Below are 25,519 nucleotides of genomic sequence, written 5' to 3'. Positions count from 1 at the left end.
GCTGTCGTCGGACGACAGCAACGACGCTTTCCTGTCATCGGGGTGAGCGCCACTCCGGCGCGTCGGCGCCCAGCTCGTGGGCCGGCGCCGCCCACTCCCCGCCGAACACCGGCGGCGGCACCTCGACCACCCCGAGCCGCTGCCGCACCGGCTCGACCGCCGGCGCGTCCGTGACCAGCTCCGGGTGCCGCCACAGCCACTCGGCCGTCCGTGCCAGGGCGAGCTCGCGGATCGAGCCGCCGCGCGTCGACCGCTCCGCGAGCCCGAGCAGCGCGGATGCGGCGACGAGGTAGCCGGTCGCGTGGTCGAGCGCCTGCGCCGGCAGTGCGCCCGGCCGTCCGTCGGTGCCGCACGCGACGGCGATCCCGCTCGCCGCCTGCACGATCGAGTCGAACCCGCGCCGCCCCGCCCACGGCCCGGTCCACCCCCACGCGTCGAGCTGCACGACGACGAGGCCGGGCCGCCGCGCCAGCAGGTCCTCCGCGCCCAGGCCGTACCGGTCGAGCGCGCCGGGCCGGTAGCCGGTCACGACGACGTCCGCGGTGTCCGCCAGGTCCCGCAGCCGCAGGTCGGACGCGTCGAGGACCGTCGTGCGCTTGCCGAGCCCGGTGTCGAGGTGCTGCGCCGGCAGCTCGGGCATCGACGGCGGGTCGACGCGCAGCACGTCGGCACCGAAGAACGCCAGCGCACGCGTCGCGACCGGTCCGGCGATCACCCGGGTCAGGTCCAGCACCCGCGGGTTCCGGACGTCGGGTGCGGTCGCCCCGACGCGACGCACCCCGACCAGCGGCTCGGCGGCCACGGCCCGCCCCTGCTCGCTCGCGGCCCAGGTCGGCCGGTCCCGGACGGCGACCGCGATCCCTCCCGTCCCGACGACGAGCTCCTCCACCTCGAGCGCCGGACGCGCGGCGACGGCCGCGCCCACCCCGTCGTCGGGAACGCCCAGGGCATCGAGGAGCCGGGCGCGGTGGTGGGGGTAGTTCGCGTGCGTGCGGACCCACCCGTCCGCGGCCGGCCAGAACCCGGAGAGCGGCGCGAAGCCGGCCGGCGTCGTGCCGTCGACCCGCAGCAGCTGGTCGGCGCGGAAGGAGCTGCCGACGCGGGCGAGGTCGATCTCCGGCGTGCGGTGTCCGGCGGCACCGGCCGCCGCGGCGACCGCGCCGAGGGCGAGCGCCTCGACGGGCAGCGGGCAGGCGAGGCCGGTGGAGTCGCCGGTCCAGCGCGGCTCCGGGGCGGGGCGGTCGGTGTCGAGGGAGCGCCAGAGGTCGTGCAGGGCCGCGTCGATCACGCCGTCGACGATGTGGCTTTCCTGGCGTTGAGCGCAAGCAGTGACGCAGTGCGTGCATCAGGATGCAGGGCATGGGTGACCTGGAGCACCGGCTGGTCGAGGTCGTCGGCGCCGCACACGTCCGTGCCGGGGCCGATGCTCCCGACGACGCCCACGACGAGGCGCTCGCGGTGCCGCACGGGACGCCGGCGCTCGTGGTGCGGCCCGGGGACACGGCCGACGTCGTCGGGATCGTGCACGCGTGCCGGGCGAGCGGGACGCCGATCGTGGCGCGCGGAGCGGGGACCGGGCTCTCGGGCGGCGCGAACGCGCCGGACGGTGCCGTGGTGGTCTGCCTCGACCGGCTCACCGACGTGACGATCGACGACGTCGACCACGTGGCGGTCGTCGGGCCCGGCGTCACCCTGGCGCAGCTCGACGCGGCGGCGCGCGAGCACGGCCTGACCTACCCCGTCCGGCCCGGCGAGCAGAGCGCGTCGCTGGGAGGGACGGTCGCGACGAACGCCGGCGGCATGCACGCCGTGCGGTACGGGGTGACGCGCGCGCACGTCGTCGGGCTCGAGGCCGTGCTCGCCGACGGCACCGTGGTGCGGGCCGGTGGGCGGCTGGCGAAGGTGTCGTCGGGCTACGACGTCGTGCAGCTGCTGACCGGCTCCGAGGGCACGTTGGCGCTGGTCACGGAGGTCACGGTCCGGCTCCAGCCGCACCTGCCCGTGCGCCGCACCGTGCTCGCGCCGTTCCCCGACCTCCCGACGACGACTGCCGCGGTGGCCCGCGTCGTCGGCTCCGGCCTCGCGCCGGCACTGTGCGAGTACCTCGACGACCCGACGATGGACGCGATCTGCGCGGCCGCCGACCTCTCGCTCGGCGTCCCCGACGACGTCCGCGCGGGAGCCGACGCCTACCTCGTCGTCGAGCTGGTCGGGCGTCGCGAGGACCGGGTCGACGAGGACCTCGCGGAGCTCGGCGAGCTGCTCACCGCCCTGGGCGCGCCCGACGTCTACGCCCTGCCCGAGGGCTCGGCCCGCCGGCTCGTGGAGGCCCGGGAGCAGACGTTCTGGACGATCAAGGCGCGCGGCGCGGACGAGATCGTCGACGTCGTGGTGCCGCGCTCGGCGATGGCGGAGTTCATCGGGCGCTCCCGCGAGATCGGCGCGGCGCACGGGTCGCGGGTGCTCGGCTGCGGGCACGCGGGCGACGGGAACGTGCACTTCGCGGTGTTCCAGCCCGACCCCGACGCCCTGGAGAGGACGCTGCACGAGATCCTCGCCGCGGGCGTCGCGCTGGGCGGGGCGGTCTCCGGCGAGCACGGCGTCGGGCGGGCCAAGGCCGCGGCGCTCGCGGAGCTCGGCGACCCGGGGGCACTCGCCGTGATGGCCCGCGTCCGTGCTGCGCTCGACCCGGACGGGCTGCTCAACCCGGGGTGCGGGGTCACCCCCTGACGACGGGGCAGCGAAGCGTCGTTGCTGCCACCGGCTGACAGCAACGACGCTTCGCTGCCACGGGGGCTGAGGGCGGGCTCAGCGCTGCTCGAGCCACGGACGCAGGTGCTCCCGGACGTCCGGCGAGGGCTCCTCGATCAGGTCGAGCATCCGCCGGACGCGCTCGGCGGCGTCGCGGGTCAGCCGGAAGTCCCCGTCCCGCGTGAGCGGGTCCTCGGGGCCGAACCGGCGCGCGGCGGCGACGATGTGCGGCACCTGTTCGCGGAGGTCGTCGGCGTCGTCCGCGGCGAGGGCGGGATCGACGCCCCCGTCCCGCAGCAGTCGCTCGACGTCCGCGAGCTGCTCGGCGAGCCAGCCCCACGGGTCGGCGGTCAGCGCGTCGGACCACACCCGGTCCGAGGGCTCGACGCCGTCGAACGTCGGGTGGTGGTGCGCCGCCGAGAAGGAGCCCGCCGGGCGGTCGAGCCGGTCGAACAGGTCCGCCCGCCACACCGCGTCGTCGACGACCAGCCGCTGCGCCGCCGACTCGGTCCCCCGGTGCTCCTGCGGCTCCAGCAGCCGCAGCTCCACCCGGGTGCCGTGCTCCATCGTCGCGTCCGGCCCGATCTCGAACCACCGCCGGACGACGACGGCGAGGCGGGTGAAGCTGTAGACGATCTGCACGGCGGCTCCTCGGGGCTCGGGCGGGCGTCAGGGGGTCTTGAGGGCGGGCCGGTCCGGGTGGTCGGCGAGCACGACGAACGGCACCAGGTCCTGCGGCGCCACCTCCTCGTCGTAGCGGTCGTACGCGGGCAGCGTCCAGGCCTCGTCGTCGGGCGTGCGCCGCGCGAGCGCCGCCGCGGACATCGCCACGTGCACCTCGAGCTCCGCCGGCAGGCCGCGGCCGAGCAGCAGGGGCCCGTCGACGAGCACGACGCCGCCCGGCCCGAGCGGCACCCGCTCGGCGCGCACGGCGCGGTCGGTCGCGACGTCCCACAGCCGCGGCAGGACCGGCTTCCCGACGGCGGCCGGCGCCAGCACCTCGCGCACGAGGGCCCCCGCGTCGAGCCAGTCGTCGTAGAAGGCGTCCGGGTCGGTGCGGCCCCGCTCCAGCCGCACCGACGCCGGGCGCAGGAAGTCCCACGCCGACACCCGCAGGACCGGCCGCGACAGCCGTTGCAGCCGGTCGACGAGCCCGTCGGCCCACCGGTCCGGCCGCGCCGCCGCCGCACCGTCCAGCAGGACCCGCACGGCTCCCGGGGTCGGGCTCCGCTGCGCTCCGTCGCCCGAGCCCCGGTCGGCGTGCTCGTCGTGACCGGGAAGGGGCAGCGCGTGCACGGCCTCGGTGAGCCGGTCGAGCAGGGCGTCCGGGGTGAGGGGTGCGATCGACATCGCGTCCAGGATGCCCGGCGGCGAGCGTGGCGACCTGCTGACGCCCGGTGTCAGCGGTGGGCCACGGCTGACCTGGACGCGCCCCTCAGGCCTGCGCCCGCTCCCCCTCGACCACCGGCACGGCGGACCCGTCCTCGGAGTGCTCGTCGTACTCGTCCGGCGGCCTCGGGTGCATCGTCGCGAGCGCGATCAGCGACACCACGGCGCACCCGATGATGTAGATCGAGATCCAGAACGTGCCGCCCGTGGAGGCGAGCACGGCGGTCGCGATCAGCGGGGCCGGGCCGCCCGCGGTGATCGACGCCAGCTGGTAGCCCAGCCCGGCGCCGGTGTAGCGGATCCCGGTGCCGAACGACTCGGAGATCAGCGCCGCCTGCGGGCCGTACATCATGTCGTGGAAGACCAGGCCCAGGATCATCCCGAGGATCACCAGCCCGCCGACCCGCGTGTCGAGCAGCCAGAAGTACGGGAACGCGTACAGCCCGGTCAGCACCACGCCCGCGCCGTAGACCAGGCGGCGTCCGAGCACGTCGGAGAGCCACCCGAAGAACGGCACGCTCACGATGCCGATGAGTGCGGCGACGATGAGGTAGAGCAGCAGGTCGGCACGCGCCAGCTCCAACTGCTGCGTGCCGTAGACCAGCACGAACGAGGTGAAGAGGTAGAACGGCGCCTGCTCGGCGGTGCGCACGAACAGCGCCTTCAGCACGTCGCGCCACTGGTGCTTGAACGTGTCGACCAGCGGCAGCTTCGCGACCGTGCCGCTCGAGCGGACCGCGGCGAACGCGGGTGACTCCAGCACCGTCAGGCGCACGACCAGGCCGATCGCGATGAGCACGACCGAGGCGATGAACGGCCAGCGCCACCCGCCGTCGAGGAAGCCCGGGCCGGCGAAGGCCCAGACGACGAAGGTCCCGACGGCGAGCCCGATCGGGACGCCCGCCTGCGGCCAGGCCGCCATCAGTCCGCGCTGGCGACGGTGGCCCCACTCCATCGCCATCAGCACCGAGCCGCCCCACTCGCCGCCGACGCCGATGCCCTGCAGCACGCGCAGGATCGTCAACAGGACCGGGGCCCAGACGCCGATCGTGTCGTAGGTGGGCAGCAGACCGATGAGCACGGTCGCGCCGCCCATGATCAGCAGAGTGGCGACGAGCGAGTACTTCCGGCCGATTCGGTCGCCGTAGTGGCCGAAGATCGCCGCGCCGAGGGGACGGGCGGCGAAGCCGACGAACTGCGTCGAGAACGCGAGCAGCACGCCGCCGGACTCGGAGTTGTTGAAGAACAACGGGCCGAACACGAGCGCGGCGGCGGTGTTGTAGAGGAAGAAGTCGTACCACTCGATCGTGGTGCCGACGGTGCTGGCGACGACGGCGCGGCGTTTGATGCGCCGTCGGGCGACGGGATCGTTCAGCTGGGCGGCTGCTGCATCGGCCATGGCGAAGCATGGTGCGCGTCACACCCACGTGAGGCAACGGGAACTTCACACGGCGGAAGGCTCAGATCACGGAGAAGCGGTCCGTCAGCTTCTCGCCGTCCGCACGGCTGACGACGCACGAGACCAGACGGCCGCCGGACGAGCCCGCCGCCGGACCGTTCGGCGCGTCGAACACCGCCTGCGCCGGGACCACCGCGGCCACCCGCAGCGCCGACTTGTCCACGCCACCCGAGGACGGCGCCACCTGTCCCGACGCCACGACCATCGCGCAGAACGCGCGCCCGTACTCCGCGAACGCCGCGGCCCCCGGGTAGCTCACCTCGCGGCTGGAGTTCAGCGGCGTGGCGCTGCCGACGACCTCCACGTCGTGCGCGTCCCCGCACGGGGCGTTGGAGGAGTCGGTGTAGCCGGCGCCGGTGGCCAGCCGGCCGTTGGCGCACTGCCCGTCGAAGAGCGTGAACGCGGCCAGGTCGCCGCCCGGTCCGAACGTGTAGACCTCGGGCTGCGAGGAGAACGGCCGCCAACCGCCCACCAGCGCGCCCGCAGCGAAGACCACGAGCACCAGCACGACCGCCGCCGCCCCCGTGCGGAGGCGGCGGTCGCGGAGGGCGGCGGGGAGTTCCAGGGCGCTCAGCTCTCCTGGTCCACGTGCAGCGCCTGCTGCTCGGCGCCCTCGGTCGGCCACTCGTTCTCCACCGCGGACGCCTCGCCGACGCGGTCGTCGGCCGGCAGGCCGGTCTGCTCGGCCGCATCGTCCGCGGACGACAGCCCGACCTGGACCTCGCCCTCGAGCTGCGCCTCCACGGCGCCGTCGGGGTCGAGCGGGTCGGCCACCGGGGCGCTGCTGGTGCCGACGTCGCCCACGCCGTCGACGGCGTTCTGCGGGTCGTCGACGGACTCGTCGAGGTCCATCGCGGGGGTCGCGGCGATCGGACGGCCCGGAGGCTCCTCCAGCCCCTCGGTGACGTCGGGCTCCTCCTGCGGGAGGCGGTAGGCGATGGAGTCGCGGTCGGGGTCGTTGTCGTCCCCGCCCAGCTTGACGTCGCGGCTGTAGTCCTCCGCGGTGTCCATGCCGTCCTCGAGCGGGTCGGTGCCGATGCGGTCCTCGTCGAGCACGACCGACGGCTCGTCGTCGAGGGGGCTCGTGTCGTTGTCGACGACGGCCTCGTACTGCTCGCTCACGGTGCTCGCTCCCGATCTCGTCGTGTGCATGGTGCACGGTCGGGGCTGCGTTCCCCGCACCGGGGCGGGCCATGCCTGGCGTCAGCGGTGATGCGGCCCGTGGCGGTGCGACCGCGCCCGCTCGCGGGCCTCCTCCCGGGCCTGCGCGATCCGCTCGCGGACCACCGCGACGATCTCGCGCGCGTCCCTCACCTGCGGCGACACCGTGCGCGGGCGCCGCTCGGGCGTGGTGCGGGTGGTCCGCGCCGCCGGTCGCTCGCGGGTGGTGACGACGGGCGGCGCGACCTCGGTGGGCACGATCGGGGCCCCGACGAGTGGCGGGACGAGCGTGGCGGCGGCACCCGCGGACGGGGCGAGGGCGGCCGGCGCGGCGGGCGGGCCAGCCGTCGTCAGGACGACCCCCGTGACGGTCGCACCGACCGCGAACAGGCCCACCGCGCCGCCCGCGATCAGTGCCGGCCGGGTCCGGCGCGCGTCGGGCTCGGCCGCGGCCCGGCGCAGGACGACCGCCTGCGGGGCGGTCGAGGGTGCGGCGAACGGATCGGTCGGAAGGCTCATCGTTGGGCCTATCGGCCTAACACCGCCCGCCGTTACCTCCCCGTGATGTGGCGCCCCGCGAGCGGGAGAACTCGCCACCCTCGGTGCCCGGCTGCGGAGCACCTAGATCTTCCGCTCCTGCCCGCCCCACTCCTTGGCCCGCAGCTCGAACTTCTGGATCTTGCCGGTGGAGGTCTTGGGCAGCTCGTCGACGACCTCGACCTCGCGCGGTGCCTTGTACCGGGCGATCTGGGTCTTGACGTGCTCGACGACGTCGTCGGGCTCGACCGACTGTCCCTGCCGCAGCGTGACGAACGCCTTGGGGCGCTCGCCCCAGCGCTCGTCGGGGACCCCGACGACGGCGGCCTCGAGCACGGCGGGGTGGGAGAGCACCGCCTGCTCGACCTCGACGGTGGAGATGTTCTCGCCGCCGGAGATGATCACGTCCTTGGCGCGGTCGCGGAGCTCGACGTAGCCGTCGGGGTGCATCACGCCGAGGTCGCCGGAGTGGTACCAGCCGCCGGCGAACGCCTTCGCGGTCGCCTCGTCGTCGCGGTAGTAGCCGCTCATGACGTTGTTGCCGCGCATGACGATCTCGCCCATCGTCGTGCCGTCCGCGGGCACGTCGACGAGCTCCACCGAGGCCCAGTCGGTCACGTCCTCGTCGAGCGTCCCGACCACCCGCACCGGGTCGGCCTGCACCATCGCGACGCCCTGGCGGGCCTGCAGCCGCGCCCGCTCGGTGGCCTCCAGCGCGGCCCAGTCGTCCTGCCACTGGCAGACCGTGTAGGGCCCGTAGACCTCGGTGAGCCCGTAGACGTGCACCACCCGGAACCCGAGGCGCTCCATCTCGAGGATCGTCGTCGGGCTCGGCGGCGCCCCCGCGGTCGTGACGACCAGCTGGTAGTCGAGCTCGCGCGCCTCGGCCGCGTTCATGATCGTCGTGACGACGGTCGGGGCGCCGTTGAGGTGGGTCACGCGGTGCTCGCCGATCAGCCGCCAGATCGTGTCGCCGCGGACCTCGCGCAGGCAGACGTGGGTGCCGCCGATCGCGGTGATCGCCCACGGGGTGCACCAGCCGTTGCAGTGGAACATCGGCAGCGTCCACAGGTAGACGCTGGCCGGGTCGTGGTAGCTGTGCACGATCTCGCCGAACGAGTTCAGGTACGCCCCGCGGTGGTGGTACTGGACGCCCTTGGGGCGGCCGGTGGTCCCGGACGTGTAGTTGATCGTGATCGTGGAGCGCTCGTCGGCGACGTCCCACGAGAGGTCGTCGCCCTCGTCGCCGCGGGCCAGCAGGTCGGCGTAGCCGTCGGACCCGCTCCCCGGCCCCTCCGGGTCGACGTGCACGACGATCTCGCGGACCGTCTCCAGCGACTCGCGGATCGGGTCGACCGCGGCCAGCAGCTCCGAGTCGACGATCAGCACGGTCGCGCCGGAGTGGTCGAGGATGTAGCGGACCTCCTCGGCCGACAGGCGCGTGTTCACCGCGACCAGCACCGCGCCCGCCAGCGGCACCCCGAAGTGCGCGTGCAGCATCGCCGGGACGTTCGGCAGCAGGCACGCGACCCGGTCGCCCGGCTGCACGCCCGACGCCCGCAGACCGCGCGCCAGCCGCTGCGCGTCCCGGCCGAACTCGGCGTAGGTCCAGCGCGACGCCCCGTGCACGATCGCCGTCTTCTCGGGGAAGACGGCCGCCGAGCGGCGCAGGAACGACAGGGGCGTGAGCTCGGTGATCCACGTCTGGCTCGTCACGCCCGGCATCATGCCCGCGTCCAGCGCCCCAGCACCATCAACGTCTTCGTCCCGGTGATCGTCCCCGCGCGGCGGAGCCGGTCGATCACGCGCTGCAGGTCGGCGAGGTCCCGTGCCCGGACCTGGACGAGCGCGTCCGGGTCCCCGGCGATCGTGTACACCGCCTGGACCTCCGGCACCGTCGACGCCGTGGACACGATGTCGTCCACCGGCGTGCTGCCCGCGTAGCGGACCTCGGTGAAGGCCTCCACGCCCCACCCGAGGCGGGCGGCGTCGACCTGCACCGTGAATCCGGTGATCACCCCGATCTCCCGGAGCCGGTCGACGCGCCGCTTCACCGCGGCCACCGACAGCCCGAGGCGCGGGGCCATGTCGGAGAAGGTCCGCCGCCCGTCCTCGCGCAGCAGGGCGAGCAGGCGGTGGTCGGTCTCGTCGACGTCGGCGGCGCCGGGGCTGCGGGGGTGCTCCACGCAACTAATCCTCGTCGAACGCCCCGATCCGCGTCGAGCTTTGCGCCGCAACGGCGTCCGACTTGTTCCTGGTGCGCGTGGTGGGTTCGATGACGGTTCGACGTGCCGTCCCACCGGAGCCGGCCGTCCGCGTGCGGTCGCCGGCGGGTCACCCCCCGCCGGCCCCGCCGACCCCGACCTCCCACGCCCTCCGGAGCCCCGCGATGACCGCCCGCGTCACCGAGCCGACCACGACGACCACCACGACGACGACCAGCACGCCCACCCTGGACGCCCTCGCCGACGTGGAACGCCGCGTGCTCTGGCTCGCGACGGCGATCGTCGACCACGCCAACCGCGTGCGGCCCAACCCGGGCGGGCTCAAGGTGGGCGGACACCAGGCCTCGTCGGCGTCCATCGTCTCGATCATGACCGCGCTCTGGTTCGGGGCGCTGCGCGCCGAGGACCGGGTCTCGGTCAAGCCGCACGCCTCGCCGGTGCTGCACGCGATCAACCACCTGCTGGGGCGGTTGGACCCCCGGTTCCTGACGACGCTGCGCGAGCAGGGCGGGCTGCAGTCCTACCCGTCGCGCTCGAAGGACCCCGACCCCGTCGACTACTCCACGGGCTCGGTCGGGATCGGCGCGACCGCCCCGATCTGGGGTGCGATCGCCCGCCGGTACGCCGACGGGGTCAGCGGCCGCGCCGGCACCGGACGCCAGTTCTCGCTGGTCGGCGACGCGGAACTCGACGAGGGCGCGGTCTGGGAGGCCGTGCTCGACCCCATGGTCCGCGAGCTCGGCGAGATCACCTGGATCGTCGACTTCAACCGCCAGTCGCTCGACCGCGTCGTCCCCGACATCTCCGCCACCCGCCTGCAGGGCCTGTTCGAGGCGGCCGGCTGGCAGGTCGTCACCGTCAAGTACGGGCGGATCCTGACCGAGCTGTTCGCCCGCGAGGGCGGCGACGCGCTGCGCCGGCGCATCGACACGATGACCAACCCGGAGTACCAGCGCCTCCTGCGCTGCACCCCCACCCAGCTGCGGGAACGGCTCCCCCAGGGCCTTCCCGACGACGGGCCGCGGCTCGCGGCGCTGCTGGAGACGATCGACGACGACGGGGTCCACGCCGCCATCCGCAACCTCGGCGGCCACGACCTCGGCGCCCTGCTCGACGCCTACGCCCGCATCGACGACACCCGCCCCACGGTGATCTTCGCGTACACCGTCAAGGGCTACGGGCTCGCGACGCAGGGCCACCCGCAGAACCACAGCTCGCTGCTCTCCGAGCCGCAGATGCGCGAGCTCGCCGCACGTGTCGGGGCCGACCTCGACGAGCCGTGGGCGCCGCTGCCGCGCGGCGGTGCCGCCGCCGACCTGTGCGCGACCGTCGCCACCCGACTCGACCGACCCGCCGTCGGGACGGCCCCCGCGGTGAGCGTCCCGACCGACCTGGGCCGCCCGCCGTCGGGGACGGGCAACACCCAGCAGGCCCTGGGCCGGGCCCTGCTCGACCTGACCCGGTCCGCGCCGGAGGCGGCGCGCCGGGTCGTGACCTGCTCGCCGGACGTGGCGAGCTCGACCAACCTCGGCGGCTGGCTGAACAAGGTCGGCTCGTGGGCGGCCTCGGAGCGCCGGGACTGGTTCGACGACGACGCCGAGACGATCCTGCACTGGCGCGAACGGCCGACCGGGCAGCACATCGAGCTGGGCATCGCCGAGACGAACCTGGTCGGACTGCTCGGGGAGCTCGGGGCGACCTGGTCGCGCTGGGGCGAGCCGCTGCTGCCGATCGGGGTGCTCTACGACCCCTTCGTCTCGCGCGCGCTGGAGCCGTGGTCGTTCGGGATGTACGCGGGCGGGCAGTCGATCCTGGTCGGGACGCCGTCCGGGGTGTCGCTGGCACCCGAGGGCGGCGCGCACCAGTCGATCACCACGCCGTCGATCGGCCTGGAGCAGCCGGGCTGCGTGGCGTTCGAGCCGGCGTTCGCGATCGAGGTGACGTGGTGCCTGCTCGACGGGCTCGGTCGCCTCGGCCGGCCCGACGGGTCGTCGTCGTACCTGCGGCTCTCGACGGCACCGGTGGACCAGTCGCTCGCGGCCGTCCCCGAGGACCCCGCCGCCCGCGAGGAGCGGCGGCGGCAGGTCGTGGCGGGCGGGTACGTCCTGCGGCGCGCCCCCGGGGCGCCGCGGGTGACGATCGCGGCGATGGGCGCGACCGTGCCGAACGCGCTGGCCGCGGCGGACCGGCTGGGGGCTCTCGGGGTCCCGGCGGACGTCGTCGTCGTGACCAGTGCCGACCGGCTGTTCCGCGCCGTGCGGGCCCGCCGCGCCGACACCGGCGACCCGACGTGGATCCTCGACGCCTGCTTCCCGGTCGACCGTGCGGCGCCGCTGGTCACGGTGCTCGACGGGCACCCGCACACGCTGGCGTTCCTCGCGGGCGTGCACGGCGTGCGGGCGGAGCACCTCGGCGTCAGCGGCTTCGGGCAGTCCTCCGACCTGGCGTCCGCGCACGCGCTGCACGACATCGATGCGGACGCGATCGTGCGGTGCGCTGCGCGCCTGTGAGTAGTCGTGACGGGTATGACCGTCAGAAGTACTCACGGGCGGCTCGCCGCACCCGCTCCAGGACCGCGTCCTCCGGCTCGCCGGCCTGGACGCGCCCGACCAGGTCCGCGACCAGCACCCGCACGATCCCGGCGAGCCGGGCCGCCTCGAGGCGGGCGTCGAGCCCGTCGTCGTCGGGATCGGCGGCCCGCGCCTCGGCCACGAGCACCGCAGCGAGGGCCTCCTCCTGCTCGGCCAGCATCGACCGGCCGCGGGCCTGCAGGGCGGGGCTCGCCGCGATCGCGGCGGTGAAGTCCGCGCTGCCGAACCCGAGCGGCGGCCAGCGCGCGTCGAGCCCCTCGAGATAGGCCGCGCACACCGCGGCGGCCGGCGTCGTGCCCGCCGGCCGCCCGGTGACCACGTCCGCCAGCAGGGCGACGATCTCCGGCGCCCGGTCGAAGAACAGGTCCTCCTTCAGCGGGAAGTAGTTCGTCACCGTCATCTTCGCGACCTCGGCCTGCTCCGCGATCTGCGCGATCGTCGTCGCCTCGAACCCCTGCTCGACGAACAGCCGCGTGGCGACCGCCGAGATGTGCGCGCGCGTCGCCTGCTTCTTGCGTTCCCGCAGCCCCTGGACCACGGCCGCAGCCTATCCGCTTGACCCATTGTTAGGTCCAGCCTAAGTTCAGGCTCGTGCCAACCACAGCGCCGAGGCGCTCCGGCTCCTCCCTCGCGCCCCTGGTCGTCGACGTCGCCCTGCCTCTCGCCGCGGCGGTCGTCGTCGCCCACCTCGGCGGCAGCACCGTCGCCGCGCTGACCGCCGGTGCGGTGATCCCGGTCGTGCGCACCGTCGGGTCGGTGCTCGGCGGCCACCACCTCGACCGGCTCGCCGCCCTGATGCTCGCCACGTCGGTCGTCGGCATCCTCGCCGGTCTCGTCGTCGGCGATCCGCGCCTCGTCGTCGCGAAGGACGCGCTGGTCAGCGCCACGATCGCGGTCGCGATGCTGCTCTCCTGCCGCGGCGGGACGCCGATCATGTCGGCCGGCCTGATCCCGTTCGTCACGCGCGGCGACGCCGCGAAGGTCGCCGCGTGGCACCGGCTCTCCGCCGGCTCCGCCCCCTTCCGCCGCCTCGAGCGTCGCTACACGGCGGTCTGGGGCGCGGTGCTCGGCCTCGACTGCGGGGGCCGGGCCGGCGGCGCCTACGCCGTCCGGAGTCGTGGCTGCCGTGGTTCGGCGGCGTGGTGACGGTCGCCGCGATCGTCGTCGCCGCCGTCGTCAGCGGCGCTGTGTGCGTGGAGGGCCTGACCGCCCTCGTCGAGCAGGAGGTCCGGACATGAGCGCCACCACGAGGTCCTCGTCGCGCTTCGCCGGGCGGCTCGCCGCACCCGGATCCACGATGGCGCGTTGCTCGCGTCCAGTGGGAGCAGACCGCCATCGTCGGCCGGCGGACCAGGCGCCGTCGGCGCCGAGCGTGGCGCCGCCCTGACGTCAGGTGTCAGCCGTGTGCCACCGCTGACCCCCGACCCGACCCGACCCGCCGTCAGGAACGGGCGTACTCCGGCGGCTCCCCCGTGCCGGGCTCGGTGGGGAGGCCGGCGTCCTGCCAGGCACGGAACCCGCCGACGACGTCGGTGGCCCGATGGATGCCGAGGTCCTGGAGGGCCGCGGCGGCCAGCGAGGACGTGTAGCCCTCGGAGCACAGCACCACCCACGGCACGTCGTGGTCGGTCGCCTCCGGGATGCGGGCGTCCGACGTGGGGTCGAGGCGCCACTCCAGGTGGTTGCGCTCGATGACGACGGCGCCGGGCACCTCGCCCTCGGCGACCCGCTGCCAGCCGGGCCGGATGTCGACGAGCCGGCCGCCCCGCTCGAGCACGCGGGCCGCGTCGGTCGGCTCGAGCCGCGTCAGGCGGGCGCGGGCGGCGGCGAGGAGGTCGGCGATCGTGGTCACTCCGGCGATGCTCCCGGTTCCACGAGCTCCGAGCGCGTCCGGGTCAGGGTCCCGCGCTCGACCGCGTAGTACGACATCGCCGAGAGCGGCGGTGAGTAGGCGTGGACGCTGACGGCGGCCTCGGTGCGGCGGTTCGAGACGTCGTGGACGTGCCCGAGCGGGAAGGCGGCGCCCGCACCCGCCGTCAGGACCCGGCGTCGCAGGCCGGGCCCGCGGGACGCGATCTCCTCGGGGGTGGCCAGGTGGTCGTCGGCCTGCCCGGCGCTCCAGCGCCACTCGGTCAGCTCGCCGCTGACGACGGTGAGGGCGCCGATCGACCCGCCGTGGTCGTGCAGCTCGGCGGCCTGCTCGGTGGCCCAGCTGATCAGCCAGACGTCGAGGTGCGGGTCGGCGTGCAGGCGGCGCGACCAGCGGTGGGTCGTGTCGATCTCGACGGCGTGGTGCCCGGCGACGACCTCGGCGGCGACCTGTCGGGTCAGCGCGGTGAGGTCACCGAGGCTCACCGGGGTGGGCCCGTCGTGCCAGCGGCGACGGTCGCCGTGCAGCGTGCGGGGCAGGAAGGAGGGGGCAGGCAGGACTGCGGTCATGACGACGCCTCGCGGGGGTGCGCGGCCGGGGCTCGACCGCGGGGAGCGCTCCCCCGGGCACACGGCCGCGCGGGGAACGGAGGGCGTTCGTCAGCGACAGAACTGGTCGAACATGTGCGCGCGACGGCTGACCCAGAACGGGTCGATGCGGACGCGGAGCTGCACGTGATGTTCTTACCACCTTCTCCGACGGGCACGCTGTCGGACCCCCCACCTAGCCTGGACTCCGTGCCGGACTCCGAGAGACCCAGCGGCGGGACCACCGGGTGGGTGGCCCGTCTCGCCCGTGACTGCTGGCGCCACCGCGGGCTGACCGTCGCGTCGGTCGGTGCCTCCGTCCTCGGGGTGAGCCTCGAGTCGGTCGGCCCGCTGCTCACCGCCGTGGCCGTCGACCGGGCCGTCAAGGGGTCCACCGAGGGTCTGGGTCTCGTCGTCGGGGCCTTCGTGGGCCTCGCCGTCATCAAGTTCGGCATGGCCTTCCTGCGGCGCTACCTCGGCGGGCGGCTCTCGCTGTCGGTCCAGCACGACCTGCGGCGGCGGGTGTTCGGGTCGATCTCCCGTCTCGACGGGCCGCGCCAGGACGCGCTGCGCACCGGGCAGGTCGTCTCGCGCGCGAACTCCGACCTGCAGCAGGTCCAGGGCCTGCTCGGGATGGTGCCGTACTCGGTGGGCACGCTCGCGCAGGTCGTCGTGTCCGTGGTGATCATGCTGTTCCTGTCGCCGCTGCTCACCGTCGTCGCGCTGGTCACGCTGCCGGTCGCGCTGGCCTTCACCACGGTCATGCGCCGCAAGCTCTACCCCGCCACGTGGGCGGCCCAGCAACGGGCGGCCGAGGTGGCCCAGGGCGTCGAGGAGACGGTCACCGGGGTCCGCGTGGTCAAGGGCTTCGGACAGGAGGAGCGGGAGACCGGGCGGCTGGCCCGGCTCGCCGGCGAGCTGTACGGCGACCGGCTGCGCGCCGCCCGCCTCACCGCGCGCCTCACGCCGACGCTCGCCGCCCTCCCCACGGTCGGCCAGCTCGTGGTGTTCGCCCTCGGCGGCGGGCTCGCCCTCTCCGGCCAGATCACCGTCGGTGTGTTCCTCGCCTTCACCACCTACATCGCCGCCCTGATCGGGCCCGCCCGGATGGTCGCGGGCCTCGTCGTCGTCGGGCAGCTCGCCCGGTCCGGCGTCGAGCGGGTGTACGAGCTGATCGACTCCCAGCCGGACATCGTCGCCGACGCCGAGGCGCCGCACCGCGTCCCGGTCCCCGCGGGCCCGGTCCCGGTGGAGCTCGACGACCTCCGCTTCGGCTACGCCCGCTCCGAGCCGGTGCTCGACGGGCTGTCCCTGCGCGTCGAGCCCGGCGAGACGCTGGCGGTGATCGGCACGGCGGGCTCGGGCAAGTCGACGATCGCCCTGCTCATCCCGCGCTTCTACGACGTGCAGCAGGGCGCGGTCCGGGTCGGCGACACCGACGTGCGCGACCTCTCGCTCACCTCGCTGCGCCGCACCGTCGGCGTGGTCTTCGAGGAGGCCTTCCTCTTCTCCGACACGGTGCGGGCGAACATCGCCTACGGCTGCCCCGACGCGACCGACGAGCAGGTGCGCGCCGCCGCCCGGGCCGCGCAGGCCGACGGCTTCGTCTCCGAGCTGCCCGAGGGCTACGACACGCGGGTCGGCGAGCGCGGGCTGACGCTCTCCGGCGGCCAGCGCCAGCGCATCGCCCTCGCGCGGGCGCTGCTCTACGACCCGCGGGTCCTCGTGCTCGACGACGCCACCAGCGCCGTCGACGCCGCCACCGAGGCCGCGATCGGCGAGACGCTGCGCGCGGTCACCGCGCAGCGCACCACCCTCGTCATCGCCCACCGCCGCTCCACCCTCGCGCTCGCCGACCGGATCGCGGTCCTCGACGCGGGCCGGGTCGTCGACGTCGGCACGGCCGCCGAGCTCACCGAACGGTGCGCCCTGTTCACCGCCCTGCTCGCCGGCCCCGGCGAGCGCATCGACGAGGCCGTGCGCCGCCCGGAGCCCGACCTGCCCGGCCCCGACGGCGTCACCCCCGAACTCTGGCCCGCCGGGCCCCGGACCGACGGGGCGGACGCTCCCCCGGGCGACCGGGGCGACCGGGGCGACCGTGCCGTCGGCGGCGACCGGGGCGACCGCGCCGTGAGCGCCGGCCTCGACGGGAGCGTCGCGTCCGCGGAGATGGAGTCCGCGCTCGCGAAGCTCCCGCCCGCCGACGAGCGACCCGACCTGCACGGCGAGGACCCGACGGCGCCCGACCCCGGGTTCCGCCTCGGCCGGTTGCTGCGGCCCGTGCGGTGGGCGCTCGCCGTGGTCATCGCCCTCGTCGCGCTGGACGCCCTGGCCACCCTCGCATTCCCCACCCTCGCCCGGGTCGCCGTCGACGGCGGCATCAACGGCCGGTCGCCCTCGGTGCTCGCGCTCGCGGTCGGCATCGGGCTGGCGGTGGTCCTCGTGGACTGGGTGGTCGTCTGGTTCCAGACGGTGCTCACCGCGCGGGTGGGCGAGAGCCGGCTCTACCTGCTGCGGGTGCGCAGCTTCGCCCACCTGCAGCGGCTCGGCCTCGACTTCTACGAGCGCGAGCTGGGCGGCCGGATCATGACGCGGATGACGACGGACGTCGACGCCCTGTCGTCGTTCCTGCAGACCGGGCTGGCCCAGGCCGTCGTGGCGTTGCTGACGGTCCTCGGCGTCGCCACCGCGCTGCTGCTCACCGACGTCGAGCTCGCGCTCGTCGCGCTGTCGGTCATGCCGGTCCTGATCGTGGCGACGCTCGTGTTCCGCAAGCTCTCCTCGGTCGCCTACGCCGAGGCCCGCGAGCGGGTCAGCGTGGTCAACGCGGACCTGCAGGAGAACGTGGCGGGCCTGCGGGTCGCCCAGGCGCACACCCACGAGGAGCGCTCGGCGGCCCACTTCGCCGACCACTCGGACGCCTACCGCCGCGCGCGGCTGCGGGCGCAGCGCCTGATCGCGACCTACTTCCCCGGCGCGAACCTGCTCTCCGACCTGGCGCAGGCCGCGGTGCTCGGCGTCGGGGCGGCCCGGGTGGCCGGCGGCGACCTGTCGTCGGGCGTGCTCGTGGCGTTCCTGCTCTACCTGGCCATGTTCTTCGGGCCGGTGCAACAGCTCTCGCAGGTCTTCGACGGCTACCAGCAGGCCCGGGTGGGTCTCACCCGCATCTCCGAACTGCTCCGCACGCCGACCACCGTGCCCGCGGCCGCGCACCCGGTGCCCGTGAGCACGCTGCGCGGCGAGGTCGAGCTGCGCGACGTCGGGTTCTCCTACGCCGGCTCCGACGGTGCGCCCGCGCTCTCCGACGTGTCGCTGCACGTGCCCGCGGGCCGCACCGTGGCCCTGGTCGGGGCGACGGGCGCCGGCAAGTCGACGGTGGTGAAGCTCGTCGCCCGGTTCTACGACGCGACCCGCGGCAGCGTGCTCGTCGACGGCGTCGACGTCCGCGACTACGACCTCGCCGGGCTGCGCCGCCGGCTGGGCGTCGTGCCGCAGGAGGCGCACCTGTTCGTCGGCGACGTGGCGTCGAACATCGCCTACGGGCGCCCCGACGCCACGCCCGCCCAGATCGAGGAGGCGGCCCGCCGGGTCGGCGCGCTCGACGTCGTCCGCTCGCTGCCCGCCGGCTTCCGCCAGCCCGTCGGCGAGCGCGGCGGCGGGCTCTCCGCCGGGCAGCGCCAGCTCGTGGCCCTCGCCCGCGCCGAGCTGGTCGACCCGGCCCTGCTGCTGCTCGACGAGGCCACCGCAGCCCTCGACCCGGCCACCGAGTCGGCCGTGCTCGCCGCGGGCGACCGCGTGGCGGCGCGCCGCACCACCTTCGTCGTCGCGCACCGCCTGGCCACCGCGGCGCGGGCCGACCACATCGTGGTGCTGCACGACGGGCGGATCGTCGAGGAGGGCAGCCACGACGAGCTGCTCGCCGCCGACGGGCGCTACGCCCTGCTCTGGCGCACCGGCGCCGCGACCGCCGACGACGCGGAGGAACTGGTCGAACAGCAGAGCGGGGCGGCCGTCGGCATGGCCTGACGGGGAACGGGGCCGCGGCGCCCCCTCGACGCCACGGCCCCGTCACAGGGCCTCCGCAGACACCCCCCGTACCGGTTCACACACGCTCCGCATGCACCACGAGGTTGTCGGTGTAGCTGCGCGCCCCCCGGTCGAACGCGCCGGCGCACGTCACGAGCCGCAGGACGTCGTCGGCCGTCGCGCCGAACACCGCGAAGGTGGGGAACCGGTCCTTCGGCACCTGCTCGATCCTGCTCACCGCGTAGCGCGCTCCCGACCCGTCCGAGCGGCCGACCTCGACGACGTCGCCGGGACGCAGGTCGCGCAGCCGGTAGAAGACGGCGGGGCCGGTCCGGGAGTCGACGTGGCCGAGCAGCACGGTCGGCCCGCGCCCCTCCCGGGCCGGTCCCCCGGCGAACCAGCCGACGCGGTCGAAGTCGGTCGGCACCTCCGCGGTGCCGTCCGCCGCGAGACCCAGCCGCTGCACGTCGTCGCGGTCCACCCCGATCGCGGGCACCCGCACCGACACCGGGGCCGGCCCGGTGACCGGCCCCACGACCGGCCCGACGGCGGGTGCGGCACCACCCGCCGCCGGGACCGGGGCGGCGCAGCCCGCGAGGAGCAGGCCCAGGAGCAGCAGGAGCGTCGCCCGCGCACCGGTCACCGGCTTCAGGCCCGCGACCGCCGGTACGCCACCGCGCCCGCAGCGCCCGCCGCGGCGAGGGCCGCCGCACCGAGGGCGATCGGGGCGGCGGAGTCGGTCGCGCCGCCGGCGCCGGTCTCCACGCCGCCCATCGGGACGGGCGTCAGCTGCCCGCGGACGGTGCCCGCGGTGAAGTCCGCGGTGTGCGTGTCGCCGAAGAACGCGGCCGGGTTCGCCTCGATCTGCTTGAGCGAGAAGCCGGTGCCGCTGTCCTGCCCGTTCGCCTGGACGCCGGTGGTGAAGGGGCCCTGCAGGCAGCCGGAACTGGTCCGGGTGGCGCCCTCGCCCTGCGGATTCGGGAACGCGATGCGCGGCGGGCCCGAGGCGCCGGCGGCGGCCTCGTGGATGTGCGTGGCCGTCCGGGCCGGGCTCTGGTACTCGCCGGTGACGCCCTCGAGGCGCAGGTCGTAGCAGATGATCTCCTCGTCGGAGTTGATCCGGTAGTCGAAGCTCCCGGTGGCGCCCGGCTGGCCGGGAGCGGGCTGGCCGTTCTGCCCGATCACCATGTCGGGCGTCGCCATGACAGTGAACATGCTGGTGAAGCGGGCGGGCTCGTCGACCTGCCCGTCCTGCGCGAGGGCGGCCCCGCCGGAGAGCGCGAGCGCGCCGACGGTGAGGGCGGACAGGGCGGCGAGCCTGACGGGGGTACGGCGCACGGGGATCCTCCTGGGCGTTTCGTCCGGTTGCTCCCGTCCCTACGCAGCGCCCGCCGACCGCGTTGACCGCCCCGGCGACTTTCTCCGGCGCCGGCTCAACGCGGCGGGCTGCGGCGCCGTATCCACCGGCGACGAGCACCGGCGGAGGGACACCATGACGGCGACGGCCCGCTCGACCGCGCCCCGGGCTTCCCCCCGGCCACACGCCCGCGCAGGCACGATGACCGCGCACCGGGACGGGACACGGGAGGACCGCGTGGGCGAGACCGACGGCGAGGTCCTCGCCGCGCTCGACCTGCGGCGCGACGCCGACCTGGAGATCGCCTACCAGCGGCACGCCGGCGAGCTGCACCGCTTCGCGACCCGTCACCTCCGGGACGCGGCGGCGGCCGCCGACGTGGTGCAGGAGGTGTTCGTCCGTGCGTGGCGTCATGCGGCGCGCTACGACGGGGCGGTGGCGAGCCTGCGGGTGTGGCTGTTCACGATCGCCCGCAACCTGGTGGTCGACCAGGTCCGGCGGGACCGGGCGCGCCCGGGGCGGCCGACCGACCCCGGCGTGCTCGGCGAGGTCGCCGAGCGGGCCTCGCGGGGGTCGGCCCGCTCGTTCAGCGACGACCTGGTGACGGCGTGGTTCGTCGAGGAGGCCCTGGGCCTGATCAGCGTCGAGCAGCGCGTGGCGATCGTCGAGACCGCGCTGCGGGGGCGCCCGTACGCGGAGGTGGCCGTCGAGCTCGACGTCCCGGTGGGGACACTGCGCAGTCGCGTGTTCCACGGCCTGCGGAACCTGCGCGCGATCATGGACGACACGGGAGTGCCGCTGTGAACCCCTCGCCCGACGATTGGGAGCACCGGGAGCTGCGCGAACGGCTCGGGGCCTACGTCCTCGGTGGCCTCGACGCCACGGAACACCGGGCCGTCGACGCGCACCTGACCGACTGCCCGTCCTGCCGTGCCGAGCGGGACGCGATCGCCCCGCTCGCCGCGCCGCTGCGCGCGATCGACCCGGACCGACTCGACGACGCGGTTCCGGCCGGGCCCGGTCCGGCCGGCCTCGACGCGGTCCGGCGTCGGGTCCACGCGGAGGACACGCAGGACACGGCGGACCTGGCGGACGCGGCGGACCTGGCGGGCACGGCGGACCTGGCGGGCACGGCGGACCTGGCGGGCACGGCGCGTCCGCAGGACGCGGCCGTGACCCCTCTCGCGCGGCGCCGGCCCCGCGTGCGACTGCTGCTCGCGGCGGGCGCGGTCGTGGTGGCCCTGGCGGGCGGCGCCGTCGGGTACGGGCTCGGCGTGCGCGGCGCCGAGGGGCCGCAGGAACCGGTGGCCGTGCAGGCCCTCGTCCCCGGTGTCGAGGCCGACGCCGCGACCATCGCGCACACCTGGGGCGTGGAGGTGGTGCTGACCGCCCGCGGGTTCGAGCCGGGGCGGATCTACCTCGTCGCCGTCACCGACCGGGACGGGCGCTCGGTCGGGGCGGGCGCCTTCGTCGGGACGGGTGGGAACGAGATGGTGTGCCGGCTGAACTCCCCGGTCCTGCCCCGGGAGGCCACCGGTTTCGTGGTGACGACGACCCAGGGCGACGAGGTGGTGCGGTCCCGGTTCGTGTGACCCCTTCGTGAACCGGTGCAGTGGGCGACATGGGCCCCACCCGCGCGCGCGCCGGGGGCTAACCTGGTGTCCGTTTCCACTCCCGCGTGTGATTGAGGCGATCTCCAGCCGTGTCGACGAGCAGCCCGGCAGCCCAGTTCGGCCCCAACGAGTGGCTGGTCGACGAGATGTACCAGCGGTACCTCGCCGACCCGGACTCCGTCGACGCCGCCTGGCACGAGTTCTTCGCCGACTACGCCCCCGACGACGGGTCCTCCGTCGCCGGGGCGAGCTCGGCGTCCTCCACCGGCGCGTCCGCGGACACCTCCGCGTCGGGCTCGGCCGACTCCGGCGCGAGCCGCGGGGAGCAGAACGGCTCGAGCGGGTCGGGCACCGGTGGCGCGGCCAAGGCCTCCTCGAACGGCTCCGCCGCGTCGTCGGGATCGGCCGGGTCGTCCGGGTCGTCGAACGGCAGCGCGCCCGCCCGGTCCGATTCCGCGACCGCGCAGAAGGCGGCCGAGAAGCCCGCTCCGAAGGAGCAGCAGCAGAACGGGTCGAAGAGCGAGAGCAAGCCGGCCGCCGGGTCCACCACGCCGGCCAAGGCCGCCGACGGCGGGTCGTCGGACGAGAGCGTGACGCCCCTGCGCGGCGCGGCGAACGCGATCGCGAAGAACATGCAGGCCTCGCTCGAGCTGCCGACGGCGACGAGCGTGCGCGCGGTGCCGGCGAAGCTGCTCGCCGACAACCGCATCGTCATCAACAACCACCTCAAGCGGACCCGCGGCGGGAAGGTCTCCTTCACCCACCTGCTGGGCTACGCGATGGTCCGGGCGCTCGCGCAGTTCCCGAACATGAACCGCCACTACGGCACCGACGCGAAGGGCAAGCCCGCCGTCGTCGACCCGGGGCACGTGAACCTCGGCCTGGCGATGGACCTGCCGGGCAAGGACGGCTCGCGCTCGCTGGTGGTCGTGGCCCTCAAGGGCTGCGAGAACATGAACTTCGCGCAGTTCTGGGCCGCCTACGAGGAGATGGTCCGCAAGGCGCGCTCGGGCAAGCTCGGCACCGAGGACTTCTCCGGCGTGACGATCAGCCTCACCAACCCGGGCACGATCGGCACCAACCACTCGGTGCCGCGTCTGACCGTCGGCCAGGGCACCATCGTCGGCGTCGGGGCCATGGAGTACCCGGCCGAGTTCCAGGGCGCCAGCGACGAGCGCCTGGCCAACATGGGCATCAGCAAGATCATCACGCTGACGTCGACCTACGACCACCGGATCATCCAGGGCGCCGAGTCCGGCGACTTCCTGCGCCGCATCCACCACCTGGTCCTCGGCGAGGACGGGTTCTACGACGACATCTTCGCGTCGCTGCGGATCCCCTACGAGCCGATCCGGTGGGTGCAGGACCTGCCGGAGTCGAACATCGACCGCTCCGCGCGGGTCCTCGAGCTGATCGACGCGTACCGCAACCGCGGCCACCTGATGGCCGACACCGACCCGCTGGACCACCCGCAGCGCAAGCACCCCGACCTGGACATCCAGAGCCACGGGCTGACGCTGTGGGACCTCGACCGCGAGTTCCCGGTCGACGGGTTCGCGGGCCGCTCGTGCATGAAGCTGCGCGACATCCTCGGGGTGCTGCGCGACTCGTACTGCCGCACGATCGGCGTCGAGTACATGCACATCCTCGACCCCGAGAAGCGCGCCTGGCTGCAGGAGCGCATCGAGGTCCCGCACGAGAAGGTCTCGGCGGCCGAGCAGAAGTACATCCTGTCGAAGCTGAACGCCGCGGAGGCGTTCGAGGCCTTCCTGCAGACCAAGTACGTCGGCCAGAAGCGCTTCTCGCTCGAGGGCGCGGAGACCGTCATCCCGCTGCTCGACGCGGTGCTCGACGAGGCCGCGGCGCACGAGATGGACGAGGTCGTCATCGGCATGCCGCACCGCGGCCGGCTGAACGTGCTCGCGAACATCGTCGGGAAGCCGGTCTCGCAGATCTTCCGCGAGTTCGAGGGCAACCTCGACCCGGGCCAGGCCCACGGCTCCGGCGACGTGAAGTACCACCTCGGCGCCGAGGGCAAGTTCTTCCGGATGTTCGGCGACGGCGAGACCACGGTCTCCCTGACCAGCAACCCCTCGCACCTCGAGGCCGTCGACCCCGTGCTCGAGGGCATCGTCCGCGCGAAGCAGGACATGCTCGACAAGGGCCCCGAGGGCTTCACCGTCATGCCCGTCGCCATGCACGGCGACGCCGCGTTCGCGGGCCAGGGCGTGGTGGCCGAGACGCTGAACCTGGCGCTGCTGCGCGGCTACCGCACCGGCGGCACGGTGCACGTCGTCGTGAACAACCAGGTCGGCTTCACCACCGCCCCGGAGCACACCCGCTCGACGCACTACTGCACCGACGTCGCCAAGATGATCGACGCGCCGGTCTTCCACGTGAACGGCGACGACCCCGAGGCGTGCGTCTGGGTGGCGCGCCTGGCGGTCGAGTTCCGCGAGCGCTGGAACTCCGACGTCGTGATCGACATGGTCTGCTACCGCCGCCGCGGTCACAACGAGGGCGACGACCCCTCGATGACCCAGCCGGAGATGTACGACGTCATCGACGCCAAGCGCTCGGTGCGCAAGACCTACACCGAGTCGCTGATCGGTCGCGGTGACATCTCCCTCGACGAGGCCGAGCACGCGCTGCGCGACTACGGCAGCCAGCTCGAGCACGTCTTCAACGAGGTCCGCGAGCTGGAGAAGGCGGAGATCGAGCCGAGCCCGTCGGTCGAGTGGGAGCAGGCGGTCCCGAACTCGCTGCAGACCAAGGTGCCGCTCGAGGTCATCCAGCGGATCGCGAAGGCGTTCGCGGAGCCCCCGGAGGGCTTCAGCGTCCACCCGCGCGTCAAGCCGGTGCTGGAGCGCCGCGGGAAGGCGTCGTCCACCGAGACCGCCGAGGGCATCGACTGGGCCTGGGCCGAGCTGCTCGCCTTCGGGTCGCTGCTGATCGACGGCAAGCTCGTCCGGCTCTCCGGGCAGGACTCGCGCCGCGGCACGTTCACCCAGCGCCACTCGGTGCTGATCGACCGGAAGACCGGCGAGGAGTACGTCCCGCTGCGGCACCTGACCGCCGATCAGGGCAAGTTCATGCCCTACGACTCGGCGCTCTCGGAGTTCGCCGCGGTCGGCTTCGAGTACGGCTACTCCGTGGTCAACCACGACGCCCTGGTCTGCTGGGAGGCGCAGTTCGGCGACTTCGTCAACGGCGCCCAGTCGATCATCGACGAGTTCATCTCGTCCGGTGAGGCGAAGTGGGGCCAGACCTCCGACGTCGTGCTGCTCCTGCCGCACGGCCACGAGGGCCAGGGCCCGGACCACACCTCGGGGCGCATCGAGCGGTTCCTGCAGCTGTGCGCGGAGGGCTCGATGACGGTGGCGCTGCCGTCGTCGCCGTCGAACTACTTCCACCTGCTGCGCCGCCACGCCACCGACGGCGTGCGCCGTCCGCTGGTCGTGTTCACGCCGAAGTCGATGCTGCGCAACAAGGCCGCGGTGAGCCCGGTCGAGGACTTCACCTCGGGCAGCTACCACCCGGTGCTCGACGACCCGACGTTCTCCTCGAACGACAAGGCCGCCGGGGCGTCGAAGGTCCTGATGTGCGCGGGCAAGATCTACTACGAGCTCGTCGCGGCGCGGGAGAAGGCCGGGCGGAACGACGACATCGCGATCGTCCGGCTCGAGCAGCTCTACCCGATCGCCTCCGACGAGATCGCGTCGATCATCGGCCGCTACTCCGGCGCGCAGGACATCGCGTGGGTGCAGGAGGAGCCGGCCAACCAGGGTGCGTGGCCGTTCCTCGGCCTCATGCTCCCGGAGAAGGTCGAGCGGCTGCGCGGACTGCGCCGCATCTCCCGCCGTCGCATGGCCGCACCCGCGGCCGGCGTCGCGAAGGTGCACGAGGTGGAGCAGAAGGCGCTGATCGCCGAGGCGATCGAGGGGAAGTAGCGG

The 25,519-nt window shown here is 74.4% G+C and carries 21 protein-coding genes; 7 read left to right on the top strand and 14 right to left on the bottom strand.

The window, feature by feature from the left end:
* Positions 1-34: 34 nt before the first annotated feature.
* Positions 35-1,288 (bottom strand): CoA transferase, encoded by a 1,254-nt coding sequence (locus LN037_RS18810; protein ID WP_230755416.1) that lies wholly within the window; start codon positions 1,286-1,288, stop codon positions 35-37.
* Between the two features lie 71 nt (positions 1,289-1,359).
* On the opposite strand from LN037_RS18810, the gene LN037_RS18805 reads away from it, so the two are divergent.
* Positions 1,360-2,730: an FAD-binding oxidoreductase gene (locus tag LN037_RS18805; RefSeq protein ID WP_230755414.1), complete on the top strand. Its 1,371-nt coding sequence runs from the start codon at positions 1,360-1,362 to the stop codon at positions 2,728-2,730.
* Between the two features lie 78 nt (positions 2,731-2,808).
* Here the strand turns inward: LN037_RS18805 and LN037_RS18800 are convergent, their stop codons facing one another.
* The 8 genes from LN037_RS18800 to LN037_RS18765 all read right to left on the bottom strand — a co-directional run bounded on the left by LN037_RS18800 (position 2,809) and on the right by LN037_RS18765 (position 9,483).
* The gene (locus tag LN037_RS18800) at positions 2,809-3,393 is read right to left on the bottom strand and encodes a hypothetical protein (protein WP_230755412.1); all 585 of its coding nucleotides are present in this window, start codon (positions 3,391-3,393) and stop codon (positions 2,809-2,811) included.
* Between the two features lie 27 nt (positions 3,394-3,420).
* Positions 3,421-4,101: a nucleoside/nucleotide kinase family protein gene (locus LN037_RS18795; protein ID WP_230755410.1), complete on the bottom strand. Its 681-nt coding sequence runs from the start codon at positions 4,099-4,101 to the stop codon at positions 3,421-3,423.
* A gap of 85 nt (positions 4,102-4,186) precedes the next feature.
* The gene (locus LN037_RS18790) at positions 4,187-5,539 is read right to left on the bottom strand and encodes an MFS transporter (RefSeq protein ID WP_230755408.1); all 1,353 of its coding nucleotides are present in this window, start codon (positions 5,537-5,539) and stop codon (positions 4,187-4,189) included.
* Between the two features lie 61 nt (positions 5,540-5,600).
* Positions 5,601-6,095, bottom strand: a complete 495-nt coding sequence (locus LN037_RS18785; RefSeq protein ID WP_230755406.1) for a hypothetical protein — start codon at positions 6,093-6,095, stop codon at positions 5,601-5,603.
* Positions 6,096-6,169: 74 nt separating this feature from the next.
* Positions 6,170-6,721, bottom strand: a complete 552-nt coding sequence (locus LN037_RS18780; protein ID WP_230755404.1) for a hypothetical protein — start codon at positions 6,719-6,721, stop codon at positions 6,170-6,172.
* 81 nt (positions 6,722-6,802) lie between these two features.
* Positions 6,803-7,279: a hypothetical protein gene (locus LN037_RS18775; RefSeq protein ID WP_230755402.1), complete on the bottom strand. Its 477-nt coding sequence runs from the start codon at positions 7,277-7,279 to the stop codon at positions 6,803-6,805.
* A 102-nt stretch (positions 7,280-7,381) separates the two neighbouring features.
* A complete protein-coding gene (locus LN037_RS18770; protein ID WP_230755658.1) occupies positions 7,382-9,022 on the bottom strand; it encodes an acyl--CoA ligase family protein in 1,641 nt (546 codons plus the stop codon).
* Positions 9,022-9,483, bottom strand: a complete 462-nt coding sequence (locus LN037_RS18765) for an Lrp/AsnC family transcriptional regulator (protein WP_230755400.1) — start codon at positions 9,481-9,483, stop codon at positions 9,022-9,024. The genes LN037_RS18770 and LN037_RS18765 overlap by 1 nt, the downstream gene beginning before the upstream one ends.
* Positions 9,484-9,686: 203 nt before the next feature.
* Here LN037_RS18765 and LN037_RS18760 point away from each other — a divergent pair, with 203 nt between their 5' ends.
* Entirely contained in the window at positions 9,687-12,032 is a 2,346-nt protein-coding gene (locus tag LN037_RS18760; protein WP_230755398.1) for a thiamine pyrophosphate-binding protein, read from the top strand.
* A gap of 22 nt (positions 12,033-12,054) precedes the next feature.
* On the opposite strand, the gene LN037_RS18755 is transcribed toward LN037_RS18760, so the two are convergent.
* Entirely contained in the window at positions 12,055-12,651 is a 597-nt protein-coding gene (locus LN037_RS18755; protein ID WP_230755396.1) for a TetR/AcrR family transcriptional regulator, read from the bottom strand.
* A 53-nt stretch (positions 12,652-12,704) separates the two neighbouring features.
* On the opposite strand from LN037_RS18755, the gene LN037_RS18750 reads away from it, so the two are divergent.
* On the top strand, positions 12,705-13,259 hold the full coding sequence (locus LN037_RS18750; RefSeq protein WP_230755395.1) for a VC0807 family protein: 555 nt from the start codon (positions 12,705-12,707) through the stop codon (positions 13,257-13,259).
* 295 nt (positions 13,260-13,554) lie between these two features.
* Here the strand turns inward: LN037_RS18750 and LN037_RS18745 are convergent, their stop codons facing one another.
* Positions 13,555-13,965 (bottom strand): rhodanese-like domain-containing protein, encoded by a 411-nt coding sequence (locus LN037_RS18745; RefSeq protein WP_230755393.1) that lies wholly within the window; start codon positions 13,963-13,965, stop codon positions 13,555-13,557.
* On the bottom strand, positions 13,962-14,552 hold the full coding sequence (locus LN037_RS18740) for a cysteine dioxygenase (RefSeq protein ID WP_230755391.1): 591 nt from the start codon (positions 14,550-14,552) through the stop codon (positions 13,962-13,964). Before LN037_RS18740 ends, LN037_RS18745 begins: the two co-directional genes overlap by 4 nt.
* A gap of 219 nt (positions 14,553-14,771) precedes the next feature.
* Between LN037_RS18740 and LN037_RS18735 the strand changes: the two genes are divergently transcribed.
* Positions 14,772-18,596 (top strand): ABC transporter ATP-binding protein, encoded by a 3,825-nt coding sequence (locus tag LN037_RS18735; RefSeq protein WP_372460498.1) that lies wholly within the window; start codon positions 14,772-14,774, stop codon positions 18,594-18,596.
* 76 nt (positions 18,597-18,672) lie between these two features.
* Here LN037_RS18735 and LN037_RS18730 read toward each other — a convergent pair whose 3' ends face one another.
* Both LN037_RS18730 and LN037_RS18725 read right to left on the bottom strand, forming a co-directional pair.
* Positions 18,673-19,239, bottom strand: coding sequence for a sortase domain-containing protein (locus LN037_RS18730; RefSeq protein ID WP_230755387.1), 567 nt, complete (start codon positions 19,237-19,239; stop codon positions 18,673-18,675).
* Between the two features lie 5 nt (positions 19,240-19,244).
* On the bottom strand, positions 19,245-19,934 hold the full coding sequence (locus LN037_RS18725) for a CHRD domain-containing protein (protein WP_230755385.1): 690 nt from the start codon (positions 19,932-19,934) through the stop codon (positions 19,245-19,247).
* Between the two features lie 256 nt (positions 19,935-20,190).
* Between LN037_RS18725 and LN037_RS18720 the strand changes: the two genes are divergently transcribed.
* The 3 genes from LN037_RS18720 (at position 20,191) to LN037_RS18710 (ending at position 25,516) form a co-directional block, all read left to right on the top strand.
* Positions 20,191-20,757, top strand: a complete 567-nt coding sequence (locus LN037_RS18720; RefSeq protein WP_230755383.1) for an RNA polymerase sigma factor — start codon at positions 20,191-20,193, stop codon at positions 20,755-20,757.
* Positions 20,754-21,545, top strand: a complete 792-nt coding sequence (locus tag LN037_RS18715) for a zf-HC2 domain-containing protein (protein ID WP_230755382.1) — start codon at positions 20,754-20,756, stop codon at positions 21,543-21,545. The genes LN037_RS18720 and LN037_RS18715 overlap by 4 nt, the downstream gene beginning before the upstream one ends.
* Before the next feature lie 110 nt (positions 21,546-21,655).
* Complete coding sequence (locus LN037_RS18710) at positions 21,656-25,516, top strand: multifunctional oxoglutarate decarboxylase/oxoglutarate dehydrogenase thiamine pyrophosphate-binding subunit/dihydrolipoyllysine-residue succinyltransferase subunit (RefSeq protein WP_230755380.1); 3,861 nt, start codon at positions 21,656-21,658, stop codon at positions 25,514-25,516.
* Positions 25,517-25,519: the final 3 nt, after the last annotated feature.

Source organism: Actinomycetospora soli, from assembly GCF_021026295.1.
Taxonomy (GTDB): Bacteria; Actinomycetota; Actinomycetes; order Mycobacteriales; family Pseudonocardiaceae; genus Actinomycetospora; species Actinomycetospora soli.
The sequence above is the reverse complement of the archived record's forward strand: the minus strand, read 5'-3'. Positions and strand labels throughout refer to the sequence as shown.

Bases quoted from the DNA above. Each gene is read 5' to 3' on its own strand.
- LN037_RS18805 (WP_230755414.1), top strand. From the start codon at position 1,360: ATGGGTGACCTGGAGCACCGGCTGGTCGAGGTCGTCGGCGCCGCACAC.
- LN037_RS18795 (WP_230755410.1), bottom strand. From the start codon at position 4,101: ATGTCGATCGCACCCCTCACCCCGGACGCCCTGCTCGACCGGCTCACC.
- LN037_RS18790 (WP_230755408.1), bottom strand. From the start codon at position 5,539: ATGGCCGATGCAGCAGCCGCCCAGCTGAACGATCCCGTCGCCCGACGG.
- LN037_RS18775 (WP_230755402.1), bottom strand. From the start codon at position 7,279: ATGAGCCTTCCGACCGATCCGTTCGCCGCACCCTCGACCGCCCCGCAG.
- LN037_RS18770 (WP_230755658.1), bottom strand. From the start codon at position 9,022: ATGCCGGGCGTGACGAGCCAGACGTGGATCACCGAGCTCACGCCCCTG.
- LN037_RS18760 (WP_230755398.1), top strand. From the start codon at position 9,687: ATGACCGCCCGCGTCACCGAGCCGACCACGACGACCACCACGACGACG.
- LN037_RS18740 (WP_230755391.1), bottom strand. From the start codon at position 14,552: ATGACCGCAGTCCTGCCTGCCCCCTCCTTCCTGCCCCGCACGCTGCAC.